This is a genomic window from Mesotoga sp. Brook.08.105.5.1 (assembly GCF_002752635.1).
Taxonomy (GTDB): domain Bacteria; phylum Thermotogota; class Thermotogae; order Petrotogales; family Kosmotogaceae; genus Mesotoga.
This window is the reverse complement of record NZ_AYTW01000017.1, coordinates 34,140-57,211: the sequence shown is the minus strand read 5'-3', so window position 1 is coordinate 57,211 and position 23,072 is coordinate 34,140. Positions and strand designations below refer to the sequence as shown.

Below are 23,072 nucleotides of genomic sequence, written 5' to 3'. Positions count from 1 at the left end.
CAAGGATACTGTTCTGCAGTTGCGCCGAAAGACAAAGAGGTGGTAATTGTGAAAAGAAACAAGGAAGTTCTTGAAGAAATATTCGAAATCGATAAACCCATTATAGGAATGATACACCTGCGTCCCCTCCCAGGTTCGCCAAGATATGATTCTGCCAGGTTTGGAATGAAGGAGATACTCAAGATCGCCGTTGAAGAGGCAAGAACCATGGAGGATTGCGGTGTCGACGGACTTCAAATAGAGAATATCTGGGACTTCCCTTATCTCAAGGGTGAGAAGATCGGTCATGAAACCTCGGCAGCCCTGGCAGTGGCGACTCAGAAGGTTCGGGAAGCCGTCAGAATTCCAGTGGGAGTGAACTGCCATCTCAATGGAGGGAAGGTTTCGCTTGCAGCGGCTGTTGCAGCAGGAGCCAGATGGATAAGAGTCTTCGAATGGGTGAATGCATATGTTTCTCACGCCGGTTTGACAGAAGGTATCGGGGCAGAACTCGCTAGATACAGAAAACTCCTCGGCGCAGAAGACGTCAAGTTCATGTGCGACGTCAATGTCAAGCATGGAAGCCATTTCATCATTTCGGACAGAAGTGTGGAGGAACAGGCCCACGATGCAGAGTCTGAAGGCGCAGAAGTACTAATAGTTACTGGATTTGAAACAGGACAAGCACCCGATGCTGGGAAAGTAAGGAGATTCAGCGATACCGTTCGCGTCCCCGTAATAATCGGTAGCGGCCTAACGGAAGATAATGCGAGTGAGTTGCTGAAATTTTCTGATGGAGCGATTGTTGGCAGTTACTTCAAGAAAGACAACAACTGGAAGAATCCTGTGGATCCCGACAGAGTGAAGAAGTTCATGAAAAGTGTCGAGCCTCTTCGAAGGGAGGCTAAAGATGGTTGATTTCGACTTCAACGGAGAGATTCTGTGCATGGGAAGTATGAATATGGATCTTGTTATGGTAATGGACAGCCTTCCAGAGCCAGGTGAGACAGTTCTTACGGACAACTTCAGTACCTATCCGGGCGGTAAAGGTGGCAATCAGGCGGTCGCGGCTGCAATGAATGGCGCCAAGGTTCAGATGTTCACTAAACTCGGCGGTGACAGATTCAGCGTAGAGTTGGTTAATTTGATGAGTGAAAAGGGAGTCGACACTTCCAGAATTCTCAGAGATCCCGAAAGAACAGCCGGAATAGCAATGATACGAGTTGATAAGAAGGGCCAGAACTCGATTTCATTCACTCCAGGCAGCAACGCATTACTCTCTCCCGCTGATGTAGAGAGGAACTCGGATCTCTTCCAATCGGGAAGAATTCTTTTGCTAACCATGGAGATAGCAGAAGAGACTATCTACAGGGCAATAGAAATGGCTCACGAGAAAGGCATGTTTACCATTGTCGATCCTGCGCCTGCCCCAAGACAGGGATTTCCCGATTCCATTGCATCTTTGGTTCATCTCATAAAACCAAACGAAACGGAGGCGAGGATACTCACCGGTATAGAAGTACGTGATAAAGAGTCGGCACGTGATGCTCTTGAGAAACTTAGGCTGCTGGGTTTCAGATTACCGATAGTTACTCTGGGCGAAAAGGGCATCGTGGGCCTCGATGAAGACTGCTTTATAGAGCTCGATCCCTTCAAAGTTAACTGCGTTGATACTACTGCTGCAGGAGATGTTTTTTCCGGAGCGCTGGCGGCAGCCCTTTCAAAAGGTGAAAGCCTGAGACAGTCTCTAGCATGGGCAAATGCAGCTGGAGCGTTAAGTACAACAATTTCCGGTGCTCAGACTTCTATCCCTTCGTCAGAGAGCGTACGGGATTTGCTAGGAAAGCGGGTGTAAGAAGTGCCTGAAACTGTGCTGAAGCTCGAAGGAATCCATAAATCTTTTGGAGGTATACACGCACTGAAAGATGTAAGTTTCGAACTTGCCGAGGGCGAAGTTCACGCGCTTCTTGGGGAGAACGGCGCCGGAAAATCAACGTTAATCAAAATCCTTACCGGTGTCCACAAAATGGATTCCGGATCGATTCAAGTGAGAGGGAAAAGTGTGACGATCGAAGACCCTGTCGATGCTAGGCACAAAGGAATCGGCGCAATATATCAGGAGCTTAGTCTGGTGGACTCTCTTACGGTTGCTGAAAACATTTTCCTTGGCCACGAGCCAACAAAGTCTTTCTTTGGCTCCATCAAAAAGAGAGAGCTTCTGGATAAAGCGGCAAAGTATCTTTCCTCCTTTGCAATTGCTGTGGATCCGAGTGCTTTTGTGGGCGATTTGGGACTTGGCCAGAAAAGGATAATAGAAATCATCAAAGCTCTCTCTATCAATGCGAATATTCTTCTTTTGGATGAACCCACAACCGGTATGAGCAGAGCGGAAATTGACACACTCTTCAAAATCATGGATGACCTGAAGAAGAAAGAAGTAAACATGATCTACATATCTCACCACCTAGATGAGGTTTTTCGCGTTTGTGATAGGGCGACTGTATTAAGAGACGGCCAGAACGCTGGAACATTCGACATTCGTTCGGTAGATCTGAAAACGCTTGTAAAATCAATGCTGGGAAGAACGCTCAAAGAGGAGTTCCCCGTTCGAGAAGGGACTTCATCAGAAGAGAAGCTCTTTGAAGTGAGAGAGTTCAGAACAGAAAAGATGTTTGCGCCAATCAATTTCTCTCTAAGAAAGGGCGAGATACTGGGAATTACTGGAATAATTGGCTCTGGAAAGAGTGAGCTAGCACTTGGACTCTTCGGAGCCGACAGTTCTGTGCAGGGCGATATTTCGATCGGTGGCAAGGCAGTAAGTCTGAAGTCGCCTGATGATGCAAAGAAACACGGCATTTCCTTCATCCCTGAGGATCGAAAGGGCCAAGGCCTTTTTCTAAGGCTTAACGTAGAGCACAATATCTGTGTTGCAAATATCGATCTTGCCATTACCAAAGGGGTAGTTTCCAACAAGAAGAAATCGCAGCTCGCAAAGGATACATGTGAAAAGTTGAGAGTGCGTCCGCTAGACATAAAGATGGCAGTCCAAAATCTTTCCGGCGGTAATCAACAGAAAGTAGTTATTGGGAAGTGGCTATGCGGTGAACCCGATATCCTGATTCTAGATGAACCGACCCGCGGAATCGATATTGGCGCAAAGACTGAGATCTATTCTCTGATAAATTATCTTGCCGACCGCGGCACGGGAATTCTAATAATGTCTTCTGAGTTCAGGGAGATGAGTGCGATCTGTGATCGAATACTTGTTATAAGAAAGGGTGAAATAGTAGGTGAGTTAGTCGGTAAAGAATCGTCAACAGAGCAGTTATTGACACTGGCACTTGGAGGTTAGGGCAGATGGAAAAGAATATCGAGAAAACGGATAGATCTGCGTTTTGGGCAAAATTTCTGAAGTTGCTCAAAGGAGAGTTGGGACTGATTCTAATTCTTGTGATCCTGATGGTAGTCTTCTCAGTGATATCTCCCTTCTTCTTCAATTCCAGAAATCTGCTCAATATAACCAGGCAGGTGTCGATAACCTTAATAGTCGCCATCGGAATGACCTTCGTCATCCTAACTGGAGAGATAGATCTTTCTGTAGGTTCTTCCGCAGCATTGGTAGGAGTTGCAACCGCAGCAGTTCTGACCGCTACGGGCTCAATATTTATTGCTATGATTGCGGGATTGGCTATGGGAATCGGTATAGGGCTTACAAATGGCGTTCTCACCGTCTACGGAAGAGTTCAATCCTTCATAGTAACGCTTGCAATGATGGGAATTGCGCGAGGAGTAGCGCTAGTGTGGACGGGAGGAAAACCAATATCTAGATTGCCGGTTAATTTCGGTATAATGGGCGCTGGTTATCTCGGTCCAGTGCCGGTATCAACGATTATTGCCGCCGGGGTCTTCGCTCTTGCCTTCTTTGTACTGAACAAAACCAAACATGGTATATATGTTAAATCGATCGGAGCTAACAAAGAAGCTGCCAGGTTATCAGCAATTCCTGTCAAGAAGTACAGGGTGCTTGCTTTCGCAATTTCCGGCCTCACGAGCGCCCTTGGTGGCATTCTCATAACTTCCAGATTGCTATCGGCGCAACCGAACGCTGCAGAAGGGCTTGAGATGAATGTCATCGCTGCGGTGATACTTGGCGGAGCCTCCCTTTCAGGAGGAGTGGGAACCGTGTTGGGCACACTCCTGGGAGCCATGGTAATAGGTGTTATTGATAATGGAATGAATCTAGTTGGAGTTTCATCGTTCTTTCAGCAAATCGTTAAAGGAGTCATAATACTCGTTGCCGTACTGGCAAAACGTAGTGATTAAGATTACCTATCAAAAAGGAGGGGTAACATGAAACGAATGCTTTTGGTAATTTTGATGGTTGGATTGCTGGCACTAACTGGCCTTGCGGCCAAGACCATTGGATTCTCAGTTTCCACGCTGGCGAATCCCTTTTTCGTAACCATGAAAGAGGGTGGAGAGGCAAAGGCAAGTGAACTTGGGTTGAAACTGATCGTTCTAGACGCACAGGACAAACCGGAAACTCAATTCGCTCAGATTCAGGATCTAATAACGAGAAAGGTTGATGTACTTATCATCAATCCAGTTGATTCAGATGCAATAGTCTCGGCAGTTCTTGAAGCAAATGCAGCCGGAATCCCGGTAATTACAGTTACAAGACCTTCGAATGGAGGAGTTGTGGCGCAGCATCTTGATATTGATAATAAAGAAGCCGGAATGCTGGCCGCAGTCGCCATGGCAGAGGCTCTTGACGGAAAAGGCAGAGTTGCGATTCTTGAGGGAATTCCCGGTGCGCCCTCGTCAGTAGACAGGCAAGCCGGTTTCATGGACGAGATGAAGAAGTACCCCGGTATTGAAGTCGTCGCATCACTGACAGCAAATTACTCAAGGGAAGAAGGCGCGAGAGTCGCTGACGACATTCTACAGGGGAACCCTGTTCTGGATGGAATTTACGCCCACAATGACGAAATGGCTCTGGGTGCTGTAAGATCGGCGATTGCCGCAGGAAGGCTGAATGAAATCAAGATCGTCGGAATCGATGCGACTGACGATGCAATTGCTGCAATTAAGGCTGGAGAAATGATTGCAACAGTTCAGCAGCAGCCCTACCTGCAGATGGAAATGGCAGTGATTGCGGCTCAGAGAATCATCAACGGTGCAAGCGTCGAACCAAAGGTTATCATTCCATTGAAATTAATAACTATTGACGTTCTTGAGTAAGCTGCAATTTCCTTGGAGAGCGGTGAGATGCCGCTCTCTTTTTTCCCCAGTGATTATTCATATATTGCGATTGACAAGTAACTTGACTTTGTCACGACAGGGAGTGCAAAATCAGTCATAGCGCAAAAGTTACAACAAAAAAATGCCAAATTGCCACCACGAACAGAAGCGACTTGAATCTTATCTAAATCAAAGAACGAGTTCAGATTGTTCCGTCACATTGTTGGGAGGCTTAATTCTAAAGAGCCTCACCAACCTATTCCCAAGCGGATCCCCCCTTGTCTTCAAAAAATAGTCCTTATGATTTGTAGAAAAACCCATCACCTGTAGTGATTTGAGAGATTCCTTCAGTTTTTGAGGAGATGCATCAATCCCATTCTTTTTTGCTTTAATCTCCAATGAGCGTTCCATTAGAAAAGCCAGAAAGCACAACACAAAATGTCCCCGGATTCTTTTTTCAGTCCAATGAAATATCGGGCGAGTTTCAAAGACCGTTGTTACTCTTTCGTCATTTTTGGTGACAAAGTCAGGAGGCTGCAGAGACCTTAAAGAAGTTCGGAGATATTAAATTCGCTGTATCTGAAGCTGAATTGAAAGAAAGAGTCGGAGGCAAGAGCGATGTTATCGGCCTATATCATGACGGAAAATCATATAACCTCGTTCTTCAAGGAAACAAATCGAAGGAAATCGAAGAAGCTGCGAAACTTATTTTGTCGGGAATTCAATTCGATGTATGGAAATCACTCGAAGTGGAGGAGAGCGATAGAGTAAGACTCGTTCCTCTGATTACGGTATTCGGTTTCAGCTTTGTAGTCATTATTTCTTTTGTTCTTGGTGGTATGGTTATCGGATTCAACATAATAGAAGAGAAAGAGTCCGGAGCTATGAGGGCTCTCATGGTAACTCCTATCACAAAGAACGAACTAATTTTTGGCAGAAGTGTCATGGGAATTGTGATACCTCTATTCCATGCGCTCGTTGCGACTTTGATATTCGATATCCCCGGCATCGACTATCTGAAGCTGATAATAGTTAGCGCTGTGAGCTCGATAATCGGAGTAGTTGTCGGCTTTCTCATCGGTGTAGTTTCATCCTCTCAGATGAGCGGCATTGAAAAGTTGAAGATCAGTGGCTGGCTATTGCTTATGCCTGTGATGCTAGTTTTCATACTTCCAGAGGGAGCGCAATGGGTTTCTTCTGGTCTCCTACTTGCTGGTCATTCGTGGCGTTACGGGATATTCTGAACCTGAGCTCAAAATGGAGCGGTTTTGCTTTCCAGATTTTGTGGACCTGTCTAACGACAGCTATATTATTCCTTTTAATAAAGAGCAAGATAAAAGGGGGGCTCCAGACTTATCAAAACTGAGGCGGGGCATTTCCACGCCTCCCTATTTCCATCAGATAAATATTTTTATGGGGCAAAAAATTAAAGGCAACTATCGGTTATTGTTACGACACTCTTGTAAGCGCTCCAGTAACGATCTGGGATGATTATCCTCCGTATAGTGAAAATAGTGGAATCCAATGCTGTTTCTCACAAAATCCTTCCGTTTTCCTCCCGTTACTTTGCCAAATTATCATGCAAGAATTGAGTTCCATTTTAGCTATAATTTTAGAGAATAGGGGAAATTCGCCCTTTTCTTCGTACTACATCGGTGAGATTCAATATAGACGAGAGGTGAGTAAAATGATTGAAGGCAAAGAAGTCTCCTCAGCGGGTCAGTTAAGATATGGCATGGTAGGCGGTGGCGAGGGATCTTTCATTGGCGACGTTCACAGAAAGGCAATAGCGATGGACGGTCTCGCACAACTTGTAGCTGGCTGCTTCTCGATTGATTACGAAGACACCATCAGGACTGCGAAAAAGCTTGGAGTTACTGACGACAGAGTATACAAAGACTACGAAGAAATGGCCGAAAGGGAGTCCTCCAGAGAAGACTGTATAGATTTCGTAAGCATATGCACTCCAAACGTCACTCATTATCCTATTGCAAAGAGGTTTCTTGAAGCAAATATAAATGTTGTTTGCGAGAAACCTCTTACTGTGGATGAGTCGGAAGCTGAGGAACTCTCAAGATTAGCTCAAGAGAAGAAGCTTCTCTTTGCTGTAGCATATGCCTACTCGGGAAACGCTATGGTCAAACACGCAAGAGAGATGATACAGAGAGGGGAAATCGGCGAGATTAGAGTCGTTATGGGAGAATATGCTCAGGACTGGCTGGCAACAAGGTTGGAAGATACTGGTAATATGCAGGCTTCCTGGAGAACAGATCCTTCTCAGACGGGAAAGTCGAACTGTGTCGGTGATATTGGCAGTCACATTGAAAACACTGTTTCTTATATTACGGGGTTGAAGCTCAAGTCCATCTGTGCCAGTCTGGACTCATTTGTTCCCGGAAGAACTTTGGATGACAACGCAGAGATTCTCGTCAGGTTCGACAACGGGGCTAGAGGAGTCTTCTGGGCATCACAGGTTGCAGTAGGACATGACAACGGCCTGAAGATAAGGATATTCGGAAGCAAAGGTTCAATCGAATGGGAACAGGAGAATCCAAACTACCTGAAGGTGGCATATGTAGGAGGGCCGGTTCAGATACTCTCAAGAGGCGGAGGTTACATGCTCCCGTCTGCGGCAAACGTCTCCAGAATACCTGCGGGACATCCAGAAGGTTACTACGAAGCTTTTGCGAACATATACAGGAATTTCGCAACGACTCTTATAAAAAAGAAAAATGGGGAAGATCTGTCTGACGCCGACTTCCCCACAGTAGAGGACGGTCTGGCAGGAGTTAGATTCATTGGAAAAGCAGTCGAGAGCTCCCAGAAGGGAAGCGTCTGGGTAGATCTGTAGTCAGGAGGTTTTGACATGGGAAAAAGACCAGTTACATTATTTACAGGCCAGTGGGCCGATCTCACTTTCGAAGAAATCTGTGAAAAGGCCAGTTCATGGGGATATGATGGTTTGGAGATAGCATGTTGGGGCGATCATATGAATCTCGAAATGGCTGCGAAGGACCCAAAGTACGTCGATGAAAGAAGGCGAATCCTCGAAAGACACAATCTGAAGTGCTGGGCCATCGGAGCACACCTAATGGGGCAATGTGTAGGTGATCTGTACGATGTCAGACTCGACGGCTTCGCACCGGCAAGCTGTGGAGGAAGTCCGGAAAAGATTCGAGCATGGGGTATCGAGCAAATGATGTACGCACCAACGGCCGCGAAGAACATGGGCTGTTACACAGTGACCGGCTTTACGGGTTCTCCCGTATGGAAGTTCTGGTATTCATTCCCCCAGACAACGGAGAAAATGGTGGAAGATGCTTATCAAGAGATAGTTGATCTCTGGACGCCGATTTTCGATAAGTTTGACGCCGAAGGAATTACCTTCGCTCTCGAAGTTCATCCCACTGAGATTGCATTCGATTATTACACTGCCAAGAGGTTGCTGGAAGTATTCAATTACAGAAAAACGCTCGGGTTCAATTTCGATCCAAGCCACCTCATCTGGCAGGGAGTCAAACCCCACCTTTTCGTAAGGGACTTCGCTGAAAGAATCTATCATGTACACATGAAGGACGCCGCAGTGACCCTCGACGGCAAAGCCGGAATTTTAGGATCAATGATGACCTTCGGTGACACTAGACGCGGATGGAACTTCAGGTCGCTCGGTCACGGTGACGTTGATTTTGAAGAGATAATTAGAGAACTGAATAACATAGGTTATAGCGGCCCCTTATCAGTAGAATGGGAAGACAGCGGAATGGAAAGAGAGTTCGGAGCGAAAGAAGCAGCCGATTTTGTGAGAAAAGTTGACTTTGAGCCTTCAAACGTCGCTTTTGACGATGCAATGAGAAGTTGAGGAGTGACCTAATGGGTGATGCCCTAATAAAGACCCAAGGAATTTCAAAGGAATTCTCAGGAGTCAGAGTTCTCGACAATATAGACATCGAGATAAACAAGGGAGAAATCTTTGGGATAATCGGAGAAAATGGCGCCGGTAAGTCTACGCTTGTCAAGATTCTCAGTGGAATCTACACACCCACAGAGGGAAAGGTCTTCTTTGAGGATAATGAAGTAGATATCAAGGACCCCTTGCATGCAAAAGCGATAGGCATCTCCATGATTCCACAGGAATTCAATCTGATCAACGAACTCAACGTCTACGAAAATATCTTTCTAGGCAGCGAAATTACTCGTAAGGGCTTTCTTAACAAGAGAGAGATGAAGAAGAGGACTGTCTCGCTTCTGGAGGAACTCAAGAAATCAATACATCCCGAGGAAAAGATTGAAAGGCTAAGCGTAGCCCAAAAGCAGATGGTTGAAATAGCAAAGGCAATTGCTTTTAATTCTAAGCTATTGATAATGGATGAACCGACAACAGTCTTAACTCTAAATGAGATCGAGACCCTCTTTGACCTAATGAGAAATCTTAAAGAAAGCGGTGTCACGATCATCTACATATCTCACAAACTTAAGGAAGTCAAAGAGATCTGCGATAGGGTTATGGTTCTGAGAGATGGAAAGACGATTAGCATCAGTCAAGCTGACGAGGCAGATGAAGAAGAAATGGCGAGGAGGATGGTTGGTCGTGAACTGAGCCAGGTCTTTCCCGAGAAGGTTTCACCCTCTGAAGAGATTGTCTTTGAAGTTGAGGGTCTATCTTTGCATGGCCTTCTGGAAGACATTTCCTTCGGCCTTCGCAAAGGTGAGATTCTCGGCTTTGCTGGTCTGGTGGGCGCCGGAAGGACTGAGCTTGCCGAGACGATCATTGGCATCAGAAAGAAAGACTCCGGCAAGATCAGCATCAACGGAAAATCAGTCGAGATTAGATCTCCTATCGATGCCGTGAAGAACAAAATAGCTTACTTGTCTGAAGACCGCCAGGGAAGCGGAATCCTCACTTCGTTCGACATGATAAAGAACACCACCCTCATTTCACTGCCTTCCTACTCTAAGATACTTATCAACAACAAGTTGGAGAAGGAAAAGACAAAGAAGTACGTTGACAAGTTCAACATCAGGGCAGCATCTCTGAAGACGAGGCTGGAGTTCTTCAGCGGTGGTAATCAGCAGAAAGTGTCTCTCGCCAAATCCCTCGATCCGGAGCCCGAAATATTCATCTTTGACGAACCCACAAGAGGAATTGACGTTAACGCGAAGAGAGAAATATACAGATTCATAAACGAGCTAGTTAGGGAAGGTGTATCCTGTATTCTGATCTCCTCTGAACTTGAAGAAATCATGGGCATGTGTAATCGCGTGATCGTTATGAGAGAAGGGAGGATTATGGGAATCCTTGAAGGAGAACATATCAATGAAGAGGAGATAATGCTTCACGCCACTGGACTCAAGGGGGTTGCTTAGATGGCAAGAGAGAATGTCCGTAGACGATTCGAATACGAGAAGTTTGGTCCGTTAATAGCTCTTGCGATTCTGTTCGTGATATCCGCTTTCGCCAGCCCGTATTTTCTTCAGACTCAGAATCTTCTAAATATTTTGAGGCAGGTTTCTTATACTGGAATCATAGCGCTAGGTATGACCTTTGTTATAATTTCGGGAGGAATCGATCTTTCGGTCGGCTCGATGGTTGCACTGGTCGGTGGAATTGTTATCCTTGCACTGAACTGGCTTCTGGGAGTGTTTGGTGCAAGCGGGGAACCATGGGCCATATTCTTTGCCCTTCTCATCGGGCTGGGTTTCGGTGCTGGACTTGGAGCTCTTAACGGATTGATGGTCACCCTTGGCAAGATAGCACCTTTCATTGCTACTCTAGGTACCATGGCCATATTCAGATCGATGGCGTTGTATATAGGAAGTGCCGGTGTATTCAGATCGCAGAGTAGGCTCTTCCCGGATCTTGGAATGGGGAGAATTCTAGGAATTCCGAACCCGGTTATCGTTTTCATAAGTCTTGCGGTGGTCTTTGCCATAATACTCAATAAGACACGTTATGGTAGGTACCTTTGTGCTGTAGGCTCCAATCCGAAAGTCGCAAAGTATTCTGCAATAAAGGTAAATCTAACGAGATTCATGTCATACGTAGCAGTCGGAATAACCGTAGGATTCTCCGCTGTCTTTCTCTCGGCCAGATTGAATTCTATGAGTTCCACTAACGGCGGTCTCAATTATGAACTTGATGCCATTGCAGCAGTCATAATCGGCGGAACACCTATGACAGGTGGTTCGGGTTCGATTTTTGGAACCGTAATCGGAGCGATCACTCTCGGAATAATAAACAACATGCTGAACATGCTGGGAGTCTCACCGTATCTGCAAGGAACGGTCAAGGGAGTAGTAATAATTGGCGCGGTCTTGATACAGAGAAAGAGAGCTCAATAACCCCGTTGGGGCCAAAGGAAATAGGAGGTGTTTTTTGTGAAAAAGGCATTAGTTCTCATGATCCTTGTAGTGTTTGTACTCTCGGCTTTTGCAATGGCTGCCGAGAAGATTAAGATTGGTGTCGCCATCCCGAGTGCAGATCACGGCTGGACAGGTGGAATAGTATGGTGGGCACAGAGGGCAATAAAGGACTGGAACGAAAAGGATCCCGATGTTGAGTTCTTCCTAGTCACTGCCGATTCACCCGCGAAACAGGTTGGAGATGTTGAAGACCTCATGGTAAAGGGCATCGATGCTCTTGTAATTCTTGCTCATGACTCCGAACCACTCACGCCGATAGTTGAGAAAGCGTACAACAGCGGGGTATTTATTGTCTCCGTCGACAGAGGTCTCACCAAGCCTGTCGAAAACGTGTACGTTGCCGGCGATAACCCGGGACTTGGAAGGGTCTCCGCCGAGTGGATGGCAGAAGCTCTTGATTACAAAGGCGATATAGTGGTTCTTGAAGGCATTCCATGTGTAATAAACAGCGAAAGAGTCGACGCATTTAATGAAGTAATGGCTAAGTATCCAGACATAAGAATTCTCGATTCCCAGCCCGCTTACTGGGATACAGCCCGCGGACTGGAAATCATGGAAAACTATCTCCAGAAATACCCAAAGATCGACGCCGTTTGGGCACAGGATGACGACGTTCTCGTTGGAGTTCTTCAAGCCTACAGGGAGTCAGGAAGAAATGATATCAAGCTCTTCCTCGGTGGCGCCGGATCAAAGGAAATGATAAAGAAGATCATCGACAATGACCCTCTCGTGAAAGCAGATGTTACATATCCGCCGTCAATGATCGCTACCGGTATTTCGATGGCTGTATTCGCAATGAGGGGCCATCCACTGGAAGGATTCTACCAGCAGCAGATTCCTTCTAAGATAATTCTCGCCGCAGAGCTTATTACAGCTGAAAACGCTGAACTCTACTACGAACCTGATTCGATATTCTAGATTTTTTGGGTCAGCAAGATATTCCCGGAGATCTTTGATCTCCGGGTTTTTTGTTGGTAAAGACAAAAGGCATTGTCAAATCTCTTTTGAGCCAATAATAAGCTATTTATGAATTCTCATATATTGAATCGCATTGATGTAGCAAACTTTGTAGCCCTCTCTCATGTCATATGTAGTAAGGAGAAAGAGGGGGCGATAGAATGAAGGGTTTTGGGGCAATGGTTCTTTTCGTTTTGGCTGGTGCAACTGTCTTTTCAAACGGAGTAGTGGTTCCACCGTATCCAATTGAAAGGGGTCTAGGCGGGTTTGTTATGAACTCTCACAATGTTCATATAAAAGTCGAAGACGGAATTGCAACTGTGATTATCGAGGAGGAATTTGAGAACAAATCCATGAGATTGCTTGAAGCGGTGTATCTCTTCCCAATACCATCTTCGGCCGTGATTAGCGACTTCACTATGAAGATAGGGGATCAAGTTCTTAAGGGAGAAGTACTGCCGGCAGATCAGGCCCGAGAAATCTATCAGGAAATTGTCGCAAAAATGAAAGACCCTGCATTGCTCGAGTACGTTGGAACTCAACTGATCCGAATGAGCATATATCCCTTTGAACCGGGAGAGAAACGCCAGTTCCTGATCCAATACAGTCAGCCTCTCGAGATTTCTTCTAATTCTTATTCGATGATCTATCCTTTAAAGATTGATAGCTTTCTCTCTGCTCCGATAGGAGCTGTCAACATCAGAGTTTCGGTCCCGTTTGAGATTGCAGAGGTCTATTCGCCGACTCACCCGTTCAGAGAGATGGAAAGTGCGTCGGGCAGGGATTATATCTTTAGCGCAACCGATTTCGTGCCAGGTTCAGACGTAGCTTTGGTTCTCACATCATCGGAAGACGAGATACCTTCATCCCTTGCCACCCACTGGGATGATGCCATGAATGAAGGATACTTCCTTCTTACAATTATTCCTAGACTGAAAGAAGAAACAATCATTCCCAAGGATGTTGTCTTCGTTCTCGACATTTCCGGCTCGATGTACGGCGAGAAGATGGAGCAGGCAAAAAGAGCTCTGGAGCAGGTCCTTCAGATGCTTCGCTCTGGCGACCGCTTTGCGATTGTGACTTTCGATGGCCATGTCCACAATCTCACGGGAGGATTGCTCGATGCATCGGAAAGGGCTGTCTGGATAGAGAATGTAAGGCGCATTCAGGCAGATGGCATGACAAATATCTATGACGCTCTTCAAACGAGCATAGACATGTTTAGCAAAGACGACCAGGGAAGGTTCAAAGTGCTCCTCTTTCTCACAGATGGAGCTCCCACCGAAGGAATTACGGACACGGGGAAGATAATCAACGATGCAACTCCCGAGGCAAGAGCCAGAAATGTACACCTGTTTTCTTTTGGAGTAGGAACGGGCGTTGTCGCTGAACTTTTGGACAGACTGGTTCAGGAAAACGCTGGAAGGGTAAGTTACATTGTTGAAGGTGAAAACATTGAAGGAAAGGTTACCGATCTTTACAGGACGATCGAGACGCCGGCTCTAGAGAATGTGACTATATCTATCGAAGGATCGGAGGTTGCGAAGGTTCTTCCGACCGGCCCGCATTCTCTATTCTCCGGACAGGCTCTAAGACTCTCCGGCATTTACTTTGAAGAGGGCGATCTGAAAGTAATCGTAGAAGGAACAAGAGGATTAGAGAGATACAGATACGAGTATCTATTCAGAGTTTCAAAGAATCCTGACAACCCATTTATTGCAAAGATCTGGGCACAGAAGAGAATTGCTCATCTTGCAAATATCTACAGGTATGATTCCTCTCTCTCTATAGCGGCAAAAGAAGAAGTGAAACAAGAGATTATCGCTCTTTCAAAGAAATTCAACATAATTAACGAGTTCACCTCCTACCTGATTGCCCCTGAAAGAGTACAGACCTCTACCCTGGGAGACAGGGGCGGGTTCAGCGCCTCCCCCGCTGTAGATGCCGTAATGGCTGCAAAGTCTGTTGCCGAGATGGAGCAAGACCAGTTTGTCGGAAGCGGAGCCTCTGACTACAAATTTGTAGACAGTGTCGGATTTGCTCTCGAAAAAGGAATATGGGTTCAGGACGACGAAGAGGTCAAGACACTTGAACCGATAAGCCTTGTTGCTTACAGCAAAGCTTATTTTGAATTGGCTGATAGAAGCGAATGGGTTGCAAAGGTCTTCGCCCTTGGAGAAAGAGTCAAGTTCATCTTCAATGGAATGCTTTTTGAGATCTCAGACAAAGGAATAGAGAGCGTTGAAGAGCTGGACGAAATCCTGAATTAGGCATTGTTTTCTAATAGAAACCCTCAAAAAGACCGTGTTAGTTAGAAGGAACGCAAGACAACTGCGTTCCTTTTGACCGGGTTTTAGTTATTATTACCCATAAGTTTTTTTGTTCGGATCAGAGCCGTTGCTTACACAATGTCATCTGAACACTGTTTAGACGAAGTATTAAACGAGAGGATGAGAAAGTATTATGTCGAGATTTTCTCTTTTTAGGGAGGGCGAACGGCCTTCGTCCTCAGCTACTAAGCCTCACTTTCTTTATCAAATAAATTCTCACGGTCTCCGTACTTCTATCATCGGCTTTTGAAGTTTAGCATCTGTAGGTTTTGCGGTTAAAAGAGTTCAAGAAACCGAGCCTGTCACGAAAAATAGATAGAAAGATTTATAAAAGAGAAAAGGAACGCAGAGGTTGCGTTCCTTTTCAATTTGCTTCGTTCATTCAGTTATTTTAACTGTGAGGCCCTTGAATCAGATGCCTGCAAGATTCATCGTTTCTACCGGATCAATCTCCAATTATCGGGGCGAACTGGAAGTCAATCCAGTTGTCGCCACCGGAGAGAGTTATCGTCTGAGCGTTGTTTAGATTGGGTTTGCCGCCTGAATAGTTGTAATATCCAAGAAGATCTCCAGTGTCAATCGTTCCGCTTTCGTCCATATCCCTCCAGGCGAAGATTTCGACCTGAGAATTGCTTACGTCACTGAAATGGTATGCACCTGAGTCAGATAGGTTGGTGCTGGTAATATTGGTGCCAGTTGACGGATTTCTCAAGAAGACTTTGAACTCCTGCGGCGAGGTAATGGCATCGAGAGCCGCTTCCGCGTCTATTAGTCCCCAGCCGTAGTAGTAGTCTCTGCCCGGTGTTCCAAGATCAACTGCAGTATTGCGCAACACACTTCTGATATCATCGGGATCGGTCAACCCGGCTCCCATAAGAAGAGCAACTAAGCCAGTTACATGTGGTGTGGCCATCGATGTTCCCTGCATATACATATAGGTGTTGCCCAAAGGAGTCCATCCGGTGCTGTATATTCCGTTTGGATCGGTGCCTGATCTCATATATCCTCCCGGTGCCACAACGTCAAGCTCAGACCCATAACATGAGTAAGGAGATATCTTGATTGTGCCTTCGTCTTCCCATATCGCTCCAACAGCAATAGTTTCTGGATAGCGGGCAGGATAAAGTATATTACCGTCTCCATTGTTTCCAGAAGCTGCGACCATAACTACTCCATTTCTGGCCGCGTATTTCACAGCATCATATACGGCCGGGCTGTCTGAAGCTCCTCCAAGACTCATATTAATGACCTTCGCCCCATGATCGACTGCGTAGATTATGCTGTTCATAAGAGCTGCTGCATCTTTGATTCCCCTGATCGGGATCAAGGTGATTCCAAATCCTCCCCAGGTAACTCCAGATACGCCTTTACCATTGTTTGTAAGAGCGGCTATCGTTCCAACGACGTGAGTTCCATGGCTGTCTTCGGAAGTGTTCGGTTCCGAGACATTAGTGTTGTTGTCTATAAAGTTATAACCGGACTCAAAAATTCCTGCAAGATCGGGATGACTCGTGCTGAATCCCGAATCGATTACCGCAACAACCACACTCCTGGAGCCAACCGTGTAGTCCCAAGCTCGAGGTAAATTGATCAGCGGGTAGTTCCACTGTAGCGAGTAGTAAGTATCATTCGGTGTTGTCTCAAGCGCATAGAAAGTGCTGTTTCTAGAAACCTGGACAACCCCTTGCAATCCTCTCAGCTCCTCTTCGCTAGCAGTCGTTCTTACGTGCAAGTATTTCAGTTCACTGTAGTAGTCTTCTATTCTGTCAATTAACTGTATCTCGGGAAGAGAGGCGGCGGAGAATGATCCCTCAGCTTCCTTGAATGATTCTACCTTCAATAGATATTCATTCTCGATGTATTCCGGTTTGTCGTTCGTCGTTCTTATTTCCGTATTGGAGAGTATCTCCATCTCATTCAGGTCCGCTGTCTTTATGTTTCCCGTATACGGGGTAACGGTTCCAAAGATATTCTTCGTCGTGGTTTCTGCATTGTAGTGTGCAATAACGTTCTTGGGAGAATTGACGTTAACAGTTATGGGGTTCGCATCTCCCATGTTCGCTCCGTTTATTACCCAGTGAGAGAAGGTGTAACCAGCTCTTGTTGGTGCGGTGAAGTTCTTCACTGTGCCCGCGATATACCACCCTGCACCTTCTATGGTTCCGCCTGCCGGGTTTGTATCCGTTGTGACTTTGTACTCTACTTTCATCTCTGCGGTATAGGTCATATCTGAGTTCAAGGTAATCGTTCTTGGGTTGTTAGTATTCGTGTCGCTCCACTGTATGAAGGTGAAGCGGGTATCAGTTCCTGTCACTTGAGCTGATTTATCTTTCTCTTGAGGGGAAGTAACTTCGATGGCTCTTGAAGTTCCGCTGTTGAGAGTCACTGTCTTCGGCGAAGTGTAGTTAGTACCACCAATGCTGATGTTCAATCCGGTTTCCGGAGATGTAGTAACCGTAAGAGTGTATTGCAGCTGCTGCTCCGCAAAAACTGCAGTAACATGATACGGTTTGTCCAAATATAACTCTAGAGGACGTGCACTTCCTACATCTTGGCCATTGACATACCAATGGCTGAAGTTGTAAGGGCCGACATCGCCGCTGAAGTCGAACAGCCATTCAGTGCCTCTTTCTGTCCAGAAATCGGCAACTTCAGCGACTTCTGATGGTGAGGAATCAACGGTGATGCGATACTCGGTGTCCATTTCTGCAGTATATGTAATATCAGAGTTGACCGTCACATTTCTGGGATTCGAAGCATTGCCATCATTCCAGCTACTGAATACGTATCTCGAGTCTATTCCCGTAAGCCAGGGTGATATGTCCTTCTGCTGTGGAGTCACTGCCGAGATCTGCTTCGTTGTTCCACTGTTCACAATCATTCCTTTGGGTGAAGTAAAAAGCGTCCCGTCGATTCTTATGTCAAGTGCCAGATCTGGAGAGGTGGTGACAGTCAAATTACACGGAACTTGATTTGCAGTGTAAACGGCAACAACGTTCTTAGGCTCGTTAATTGTAACGCCAAGAGTCATCGAGGAACCCGAGTTTGTCCCATTTACAAGCCAATGGCTGAATGTATAACCTGCTCTTATTGGTGCGGTGAAATTCTTAACCGTCCCCGCAGTGTACCATCCTGCGCCAGCAACGTCTCCGCCTGCTGGACTGGTCGATGTTGTCACTTTGTAATCGACCTTCATCTCTGCCGTGTAAGTCATATCGGAATTGAGGGTTATAGTTCTCGGGTTGCTGGTGACCGTATCGCTCCACTGAACAAAAGTGAAACTAGTATCCGTTCCTGCTACCTGACCCGATCTATCTTTCTCTTGAAGAGCGGTAACGCCAATATCCGTTGAAGTGCCGCCATTGAGAGTAACCGTCTTAGGTGAGTCATAACTTATGCCAGCTATGCTGATGCTCAGTCCGGTTTCCGGCGCAGTCGTGACAGTCAATGTGAATTTGGTAGGGGTCGGACACCCCGCAAGCATAATGATCAGTGTTGCGGATAAGGTTATAAGAGCAAAAAACTTGATCTTCATAGATACCTCCTCGCGATGGAAGGAAACATTTCGCATAATCAAGTGTATATGAGGGCTTCAGGTTAGGAATTGCTTGACAATGTGTTAGCTCCGACAAACAATCCTAGCATGAATCATGCTATATATAGCAGCCAATTCCACTCTTAGGACGAAGCAGAGTATTGCCAACCGGAAGTCGTTATGAAAGCGATTGAAAGCTGCGTTTAACTGACAGAGCATGGTTTATCAAACTATCGTTGCTTTCTTTATTTCTTTAGACAGGCTCTCTTTTTTTTTGTACATCTTTTCATCGGCAACAATCAGCAGTTCTCTTATTGTCTTGCCGTTTTCTGGATATACTGCGATACCCACACTGGCAGTTAGCTTTACACGTCTTCCCTTTACAGAAAAGGGCTCATCAAAGGCTTCATGCACTTTTGCTTCAGCCTTTATGGCCCCTTCTGTTCCCGTTGAAGGCAGAATGTACACGAATTCATCGCCACCCATTCTTGCAGTTAAGTCACTTTTACGGCAGATCGAACTTAGACGTTTCCCAATGCTTTTAAGAAGAGCGTCACCGAAGTCATGGCCAAGAGTATCGTTAACTCCTTTGAAGTCATTGAGATCGAGATACAGGATAGCCATTTCTTCCCCATTCCTTTTTGAGAGCTCTATTTGCCTCATTGCACAGTCAAAGAAGGCTCTGCGATTCGGAAGGCCTGTTAGGTGATCTTCCATTGATAGTCTTTCCATTAGCTCCCTTTGCCTTCTGAGTTCATTGACAGTCTGAATTCTCAACAGAAGAACCGAGATCGCCTTTCCGAACCCTATTGCAGTGCTAATTATCTCCTCGTCGTCAAAAGCAGTCGGCGAATTAAAACTGTCGAGGTTGAAATACATTTTCACTTCGTCATCGATCTTTATCGGGATAGATAGAGTACTCATTATTTCTCGCAGCCTTCCTCCATTAATTATCCTTTTGAGCCGTTCATTTTCCATTCGGTAGTCAACACTGTAGTCCTTTATAACAACTACCTTATCACTTCCTTTCTGGATTAGTTCTTCTGTACTGAAGGAAACTGACTTCAATTCTTCAAAGTCATAGTTGTATGTGGCAACAAAGTGAAAACGTCCGTCATCTTGCTTGAGAAGAAAGGCAGCTGCATCTGCTCTTGGAAAGGCTTTCACACACTTCATAAGAAAGTACTTGTAGGTCTTTTCGTCGAAATCGCTTTCAAGTACCTCTGTGATTAACTCATTAAGAACTCTTTGGAACTTGCTTTGCTCACTCAGAGCGGACTCAATCTTTCTAAGATGAGTAACGTCCTTAAAGGTAAGAACTATCGAATCAGGATCCTCCTTTGAATCTCTTCCTATCACTAGATTGATTTCCGCATTTAATCTAGACGTATCGGAAGTAATCAATTCACCTGAAAACGAAGCAGCGTTTTGACCAGCAAACAGAGATGTTTTCGCTTCTTTGTAAGCTTTCTCACTTCTCTCAGAGAGAAAACCGAAAAAAGCCCGGTTCACAAGATCTTCTTCCTTGTATCCCAGTAGAGCACATGCGGTTCTATTAGTAAGCAGAATCCTATCTGATAGATCGAGAATAAGTATTCCATCAAGCGAATTGTTTACAACGGCGGTGAATTCGGAGATTCTCTTCTTACGCTCCCTTAAGTGGTAGATAACGTTAACTAGAAGGATTGGGAAGCCCGCAGCCAGCAGTCCCAATGAAATGAATTCGTAGGCTGCCATCCCGGTTAGTGCTTCAACTAGATCGAAATACGTTGACAACGATAACAGGATAAGGCCGACAGGAATCCCCCGATGAAGCTCCTTGCTTCCAAGAAGGTAGGCTGCGACAAGTAAAGCTCCGATTACAACCATCTCACTCAATATCGCCAGTAACTTAACCGGCTCAATCGAATGCAGGGAAAAGACAATTACAGATATGACAAGAATCGCCGCTGAAGTAAGATATACCTGCAGCTTGCTTCCCGAAATGTTCAATTCGCTATCACCTCATTAGCATTATACATTCATTAAATAACCCTATCAGTCAAGAAAGCTCAATTCTGCTGCACGGCGACATTATACGCTTCAAAGTCTATCGAAGACTTCGCACCTTCCCACTCACGGAAGTATCGAAAAACGATCGAGGTGTTACCCTCATCAACCGCCTGGAAGGTCCAGGTAACTCTCGAGGGAGCCCCGACCTTTCCGCTAGTGTCTGTCACTACATCTTTTGCGACTTCCCTAACTCCATCTCCGAGTATCTCATAATGCCATGTGTACCCTGTGCTCGCATTCTCTTCTAGAGTGATGGTGAAGGTTGAGCCGATATTCACTTCGTTCATGAGAAGCTTCAGATCAACTTGCCCTTTTCCTTCCCCAGAGACATCGACGGTTAACGCCCTGAAGTCTACCGATTGCTTTTCTCCTTCCCACTCTCTGAAGAGTTTTAGCGTGATCAGCGTCTTTCCTTCCTTTGCCGCGGTCATTATCCAACCTTTTACAGAAGGAGCCCCGGGCATAAGACTCGGTGCGTTATGCTCTTCAAGAAAGTTTCTAAGCACACCTGACGGTTCCGCGGAAATATGCCAGAGATAACCCGTTGACGGGTTCTCCTGGATCTCAAGAGCGGCCAGTTGAGATACCATCATTGTGTTTGAAGACTTCACCAGCTCATTCGACAACCCCAGCACAGTAGTCAAGGCAACAATACAGATAATAACAAGAATTCTTTTCACGAATTCTCACCTCCTATAAAATGAATAGTTCTTCCTGCCTTCCATCTAGATAGTCGATCTTGTTGTTCCTGAAAGCGACCGTTTCTTCAAGGAATCCGTAGACCGGCTGGTCATCCCAAGAGAGCAAAGGAGACCGGCAGTTCAGCTCCATAGCAAAACAAGTCGAATTCCTGATCTTGAGATCTCCTGTACCCGGGATCTTCTCCTGATTATTCCATAGACCGATGGTCGGTCCGGCCCCATGGCCGTGATACCCTACAGGGTGAGAGTAGATTGTCGCGTCCAAACCCCTTTCCTTTGCATCTCTTAAGGAGATGCTTAGCAACTCGTTTCCGCTTATACCTTCTATGAAATTCCGTGCCAGAATATCCTGAACTTCGTTTGTCTTCCTTATCACATCATCTAGCCCTTCCGGCAGATCGTTCTCTTCATCGCTCTTCAGATAAAACATCTGCTGGGTATCCGTCGCGAGACCACTGTAAATAAAACCGAAGTCACAGTGAAGGAGATCTCCCCCCTCAATCACTCCGATCTTTCTGGGATCTTCTGCGCCACGCCTTTGAAGGTCTACATCCGGGCCAAACCAGGTTCTCAAACCGAGATTCGATGCGAGTTTTTTCAGTCGAATTTCGATATCTCTGGTAGTTGTAACCCCCGGAATGATATTCTCTCTAGAGAAGGCGTTACCAATTATTGTGTGTGCAATCCTGTCGAGCTTTCTGTAGACTTCAATCTCCCTCTCACTCCTTGTTTGCAACCAATTTACAGCGATTCTCTCGGCGCTCACGAGATGTATATGATCGTCAAACTTCTGTCTTAGAGACTCGAAAAGCGAATGAGTAATTCCGTCGGCCAACGCGAAATCCTCTGAAAAGTTCAGACCGAGTGTTCTTATCTTCAAATCTCTCAGAAGCTTAGCTATTGATTTGAAGACATCTCCTTCCTCAATTGTCCAAGCGCATTGATAGAACTCCTCCATTCGACTTCCGTAAGGAGACAGCACGAATCTCTCTTCCTTCGTGAACAGGAACGCGGTTACTCTGCTTGCCCCATTGAACGAACCGGGAAGGAGTGTCTTGATTATCGGGTCTTCATTATTCTCCCTTCCTATTACCATCCAGGCATCAAATTCCTCTTCTTCGAGAAGTCCTGGCAAAACACTGTTCAATCTATATTGCAGGATTTCGTTGTACTCAACAATCCGTTGTTCTTCCGAGGGCATATTCTCGCAAATCTCTTTATATTGATCTGCAGAACTATTCATCAATATCTCCATCATCTTTGCCTATCGGGATATCTATCTCTGAGTTCTTAAGAAGCTTTTTGAGAAACTCATCATTCTCCTTTAGAAAACTCTCTTCAGTAACTAGACGGATGCCCATTGGTCCTTTGCTTCTTATCCTCAGTTTCTTGTGTGCGCTTTTCTGTCGGCTAATGAGTTTGTAAGTAATACCGTTGACTTCGACAAATCCCTTGACCTCCAATATAACACCTCCTGAGATAATCTATCATTTATGATTCGCAAAACAAAGAACTGTGCTCTCTTGCGTTGCAGGAAAGATACGGAGTAGAATAGAAAAGCCGTGAATGAAAGGAGAAGGAATTGCTTTTTCAGACCGAACCAGGAAGATTTCAGAGTCTTGATTACCTTTTCGGAGAGCTCGCTCAAAACCTCGCATATCTTTCGATCCTCCATCAAAACACGCGGGGAGCGGTCTACACTGATAACCCCGACTAGCCACAATTGGCTGTTGTATGGAACTGCTGTGATACTGTACTAATTGGAGGGTATATTGTCGGGGCTGCAGATTCGATACTTCTTGAGTTCTTCTCTGAAACGCTAATCCCCGAAGCAAAAGCGAGAGGGATACCTTCACT

At 45.7% G+C, this 23,072-nt stretch carries 17 protein-coding genes; 12 read left to right on the top strand and 5 right to left on the bottom strand.

Annotated elements, in window-relative coordinates:
* Positions 1 to 48 precede the first annotated feature (48 nt).
* The 12 genes from V512_RS07810 to V512_RS07750 all read left to right on the top strand — a co-directional run bounded on the left by V512_RS07810 (position 49) and on the right by V512_RS07750 (position 14,867).
* Complete coding sequence (locus V512_RS07810) at positions 49 to 897, top strand: BtpA/SgcQ family protein (protein ID WP_099829910.1); 849 nt, start codon at positions 49 to 51, stop codon at positions 895 to 897.
* Positions 890 to 1,834: a ribokinase gene (gene rbsK / locus V512_RS07805; protein WP_099829908.1), complete on the top strand. Its 945-nt coding sequence runs from the start codon at positions 890 to 892 to the stop codon at positions 1,832 to 1,834. Before V512_RS07810 ends, rbsK begins: the two co-directional genes overlap by 8 nt.
* Before the next feature lie 3 nt (positions 1,835 to 1,837).
* Positions 1,838 to 3,331 carry a sugar ABC transporter ATP-binding protein gene (locus V512_RS07800; RefSeq protein WP_099829906.1) on the top strand — a complete coding sequence of 498 codons (1,494 nt, stop codon included), beginning with the start codon at positions 1,838 to 1,840 and terminating at the stop codon, positions 3,329 to 3,331.
* 5 nt (positions 3,332 to 3,336) lie between these two features.
* Positions 3,337 to 4,302 carry an ABC transporter permease gene (locus V512_RS07795; protein ID WP_099829905.1) on the top strand — a complete coding sequence of 322 codons (966 nt, stop codon included), beginning with the start codon at positions 3,337 to 3,339 and terminating at the stop codon, positions 4,300 to 4,302.
* Between the two features lie 27 nt (positions 4,303 to 4,329).
* A complete protein-coding gene (locus tag V512_RS07790) occupies positions 4,330 to 5,220 on the top strand; it encodes a substrate-binding domain-containing protein (protein WP_099829903.1) in 891 nt (296 codons plus the stop codon).
* Positions 5,221 to 5,810: 590 nt separating this feature from the next.
* A complete protein-coding gene (locus V512_RS07780) occupies positions 5,811 to 6,464 on the top strand; it encodes an ABC transporter permease (RefSeq protein WP_243392319.1) in 654 nt (217 codons plus the stop codon).
* A gap of 443 nt (positions 6,465 to 6,907) precedes the next feature.
* A complete protein-coding gene (locus V512_RS07775) occupies positions 6,908 to 8,071 on the top strand; it encodes a Gfo/Idh/MocA family oxidoreductase (protein ID WP_099829899.1) in 1,164 nt (387 codons plus the stop codon).
* A gap of 15 nt (positions 8,072 to 8,086) precedes the next feature.
* On the top strand, positions 8,087 to 9,079 hold the full coding sequence (locus V512_RS07770) for a sugar phosphate isomerase/epimerase (RefSeq protein WP_099829897.1): 993 nt from the start codon (positions 8,087 to 8,089) through the stop codon (positions 9,077 to 9,079).
* Positions 9,080 to 9,090: 11 nt separating this feature from the next.
* The gene (locus tag V512_RS07765) at positions 9,091 to 10,584 is read left to right on the top strand and encodes a sugar ABC transporter ATP-binding protein (RefSeq protein ID WP_099829896.1); all 1,494 of its coding nucleotides are present in this window, start codon (positions 9,091 to 9,093) and stop codon (positions 10,582 to 10,584) included.
* Positions 10,585 to 11,559: an ABC transporter permease gene (locus V512_RS07760; protein WP_099829894.1), complete on the top strand. Its 975-nt coding sequence runs from the start codon at positions 10,585 to 10,587 to the stop codon at positions 11,557 to 11,559.
* A 36-nt stretch (positions 11,560 to 11,595) separates the two neighbouring features.
* A complete protein-coding gene (locus tag V512_RS07755) occupies positions 11,596 to 12,558 on the top strand; it encodes an ABC transporter substrate-binding protein (RefSeq protein ID WP_099829892.1) in 963 nt (320 codons plus the stop codon).
* Between the two features lie 200 nt (positions 12,559 to 12,758).
* A complete protein-coding gene (locus V512_RS07750) occupies positions 12,759 to 14,867 on the top strand; it encodes a VIT domain-containing protein (RefSeq protein WP_099829891.1) in 2,109 nt (702 codons plus the stop codon).
* Between the two features lie 505 nt (positions 14,868 to 15,372).
* Here V512_RS07750 and V512_RS07745 read toward each other — a convergent pair.
* From V512_RS07745 to V512_RS07725, 5 genes are all read right to left on the bottom strand, one after another.
* Positions 15,373 to 18,462 carry a S8 family peptidase gene (locus V512_RS07745; RefSeq protein WP_099829889.1) on the bottom strand — a complete coding sequence of 1,030 codons (3,090 nt, stop codon included), beginning with the start codon at positions 18,460 to 18,462 and terminating at the stop codon, positions 15,373 to 15,375.
* 225 nt (positions 18,463 to 18,687) lie between these two features.
* Positions 18,688 to 20,454 (bottom strand): GGDEF domain-containing protein, encoded by a 1,767-nt coding sequence (locus V512_RS07740; protein ID WP_099829888.1) that lies wholly within the window; start codon positions 20,452 to 20,454, stop codon positions 18,688 to 18,690.
* Positions 20,455 to 20,513: 59 nt separating this feature from the next.
* Positions 20,514 to 21,194: a protease inhibitor I42 family protein gene (locus tag V512_RS07735; protein ID WP_243392318.1), complete on the bottom strand. Its 681-nt coding sequence runs from the start codon at positions 21,192 to 21,194 to the stop codon at positions 20,514 to 20,516.
* A gap of 13 nt (positions 21,195 to 21,207) precedes the next feature.
* Complete coding sequence (locus tag V512_RS07730) at positions 21,208 to 22,458, bottom strand: M24 family metallopeptidase (protein ID WP_099829886.1); 1,251 nt, start codon at positions 22,456 to 22,458, stop codon at positions 21,208 to 21,210.
* Positions 22,451 to 22,678 carry a hypothetical protein gene (locus tag V512_RS07725; RefSeq protein WP_099829884.1) on the bottom strand — a complete coding sequence of 76 codons (228 nt, stop codon included), beginning with the start codon at positions 22,676 to 22,678 and terminating at the stop codon, positions 22,451 to 22,453. Before V512_RS07725 ends, V512_RS07730 begins: the two co-directional genes overlap by 8 nt.
* Positions 22,679 to 23,072: the final 394 nt, after the last annotated feature.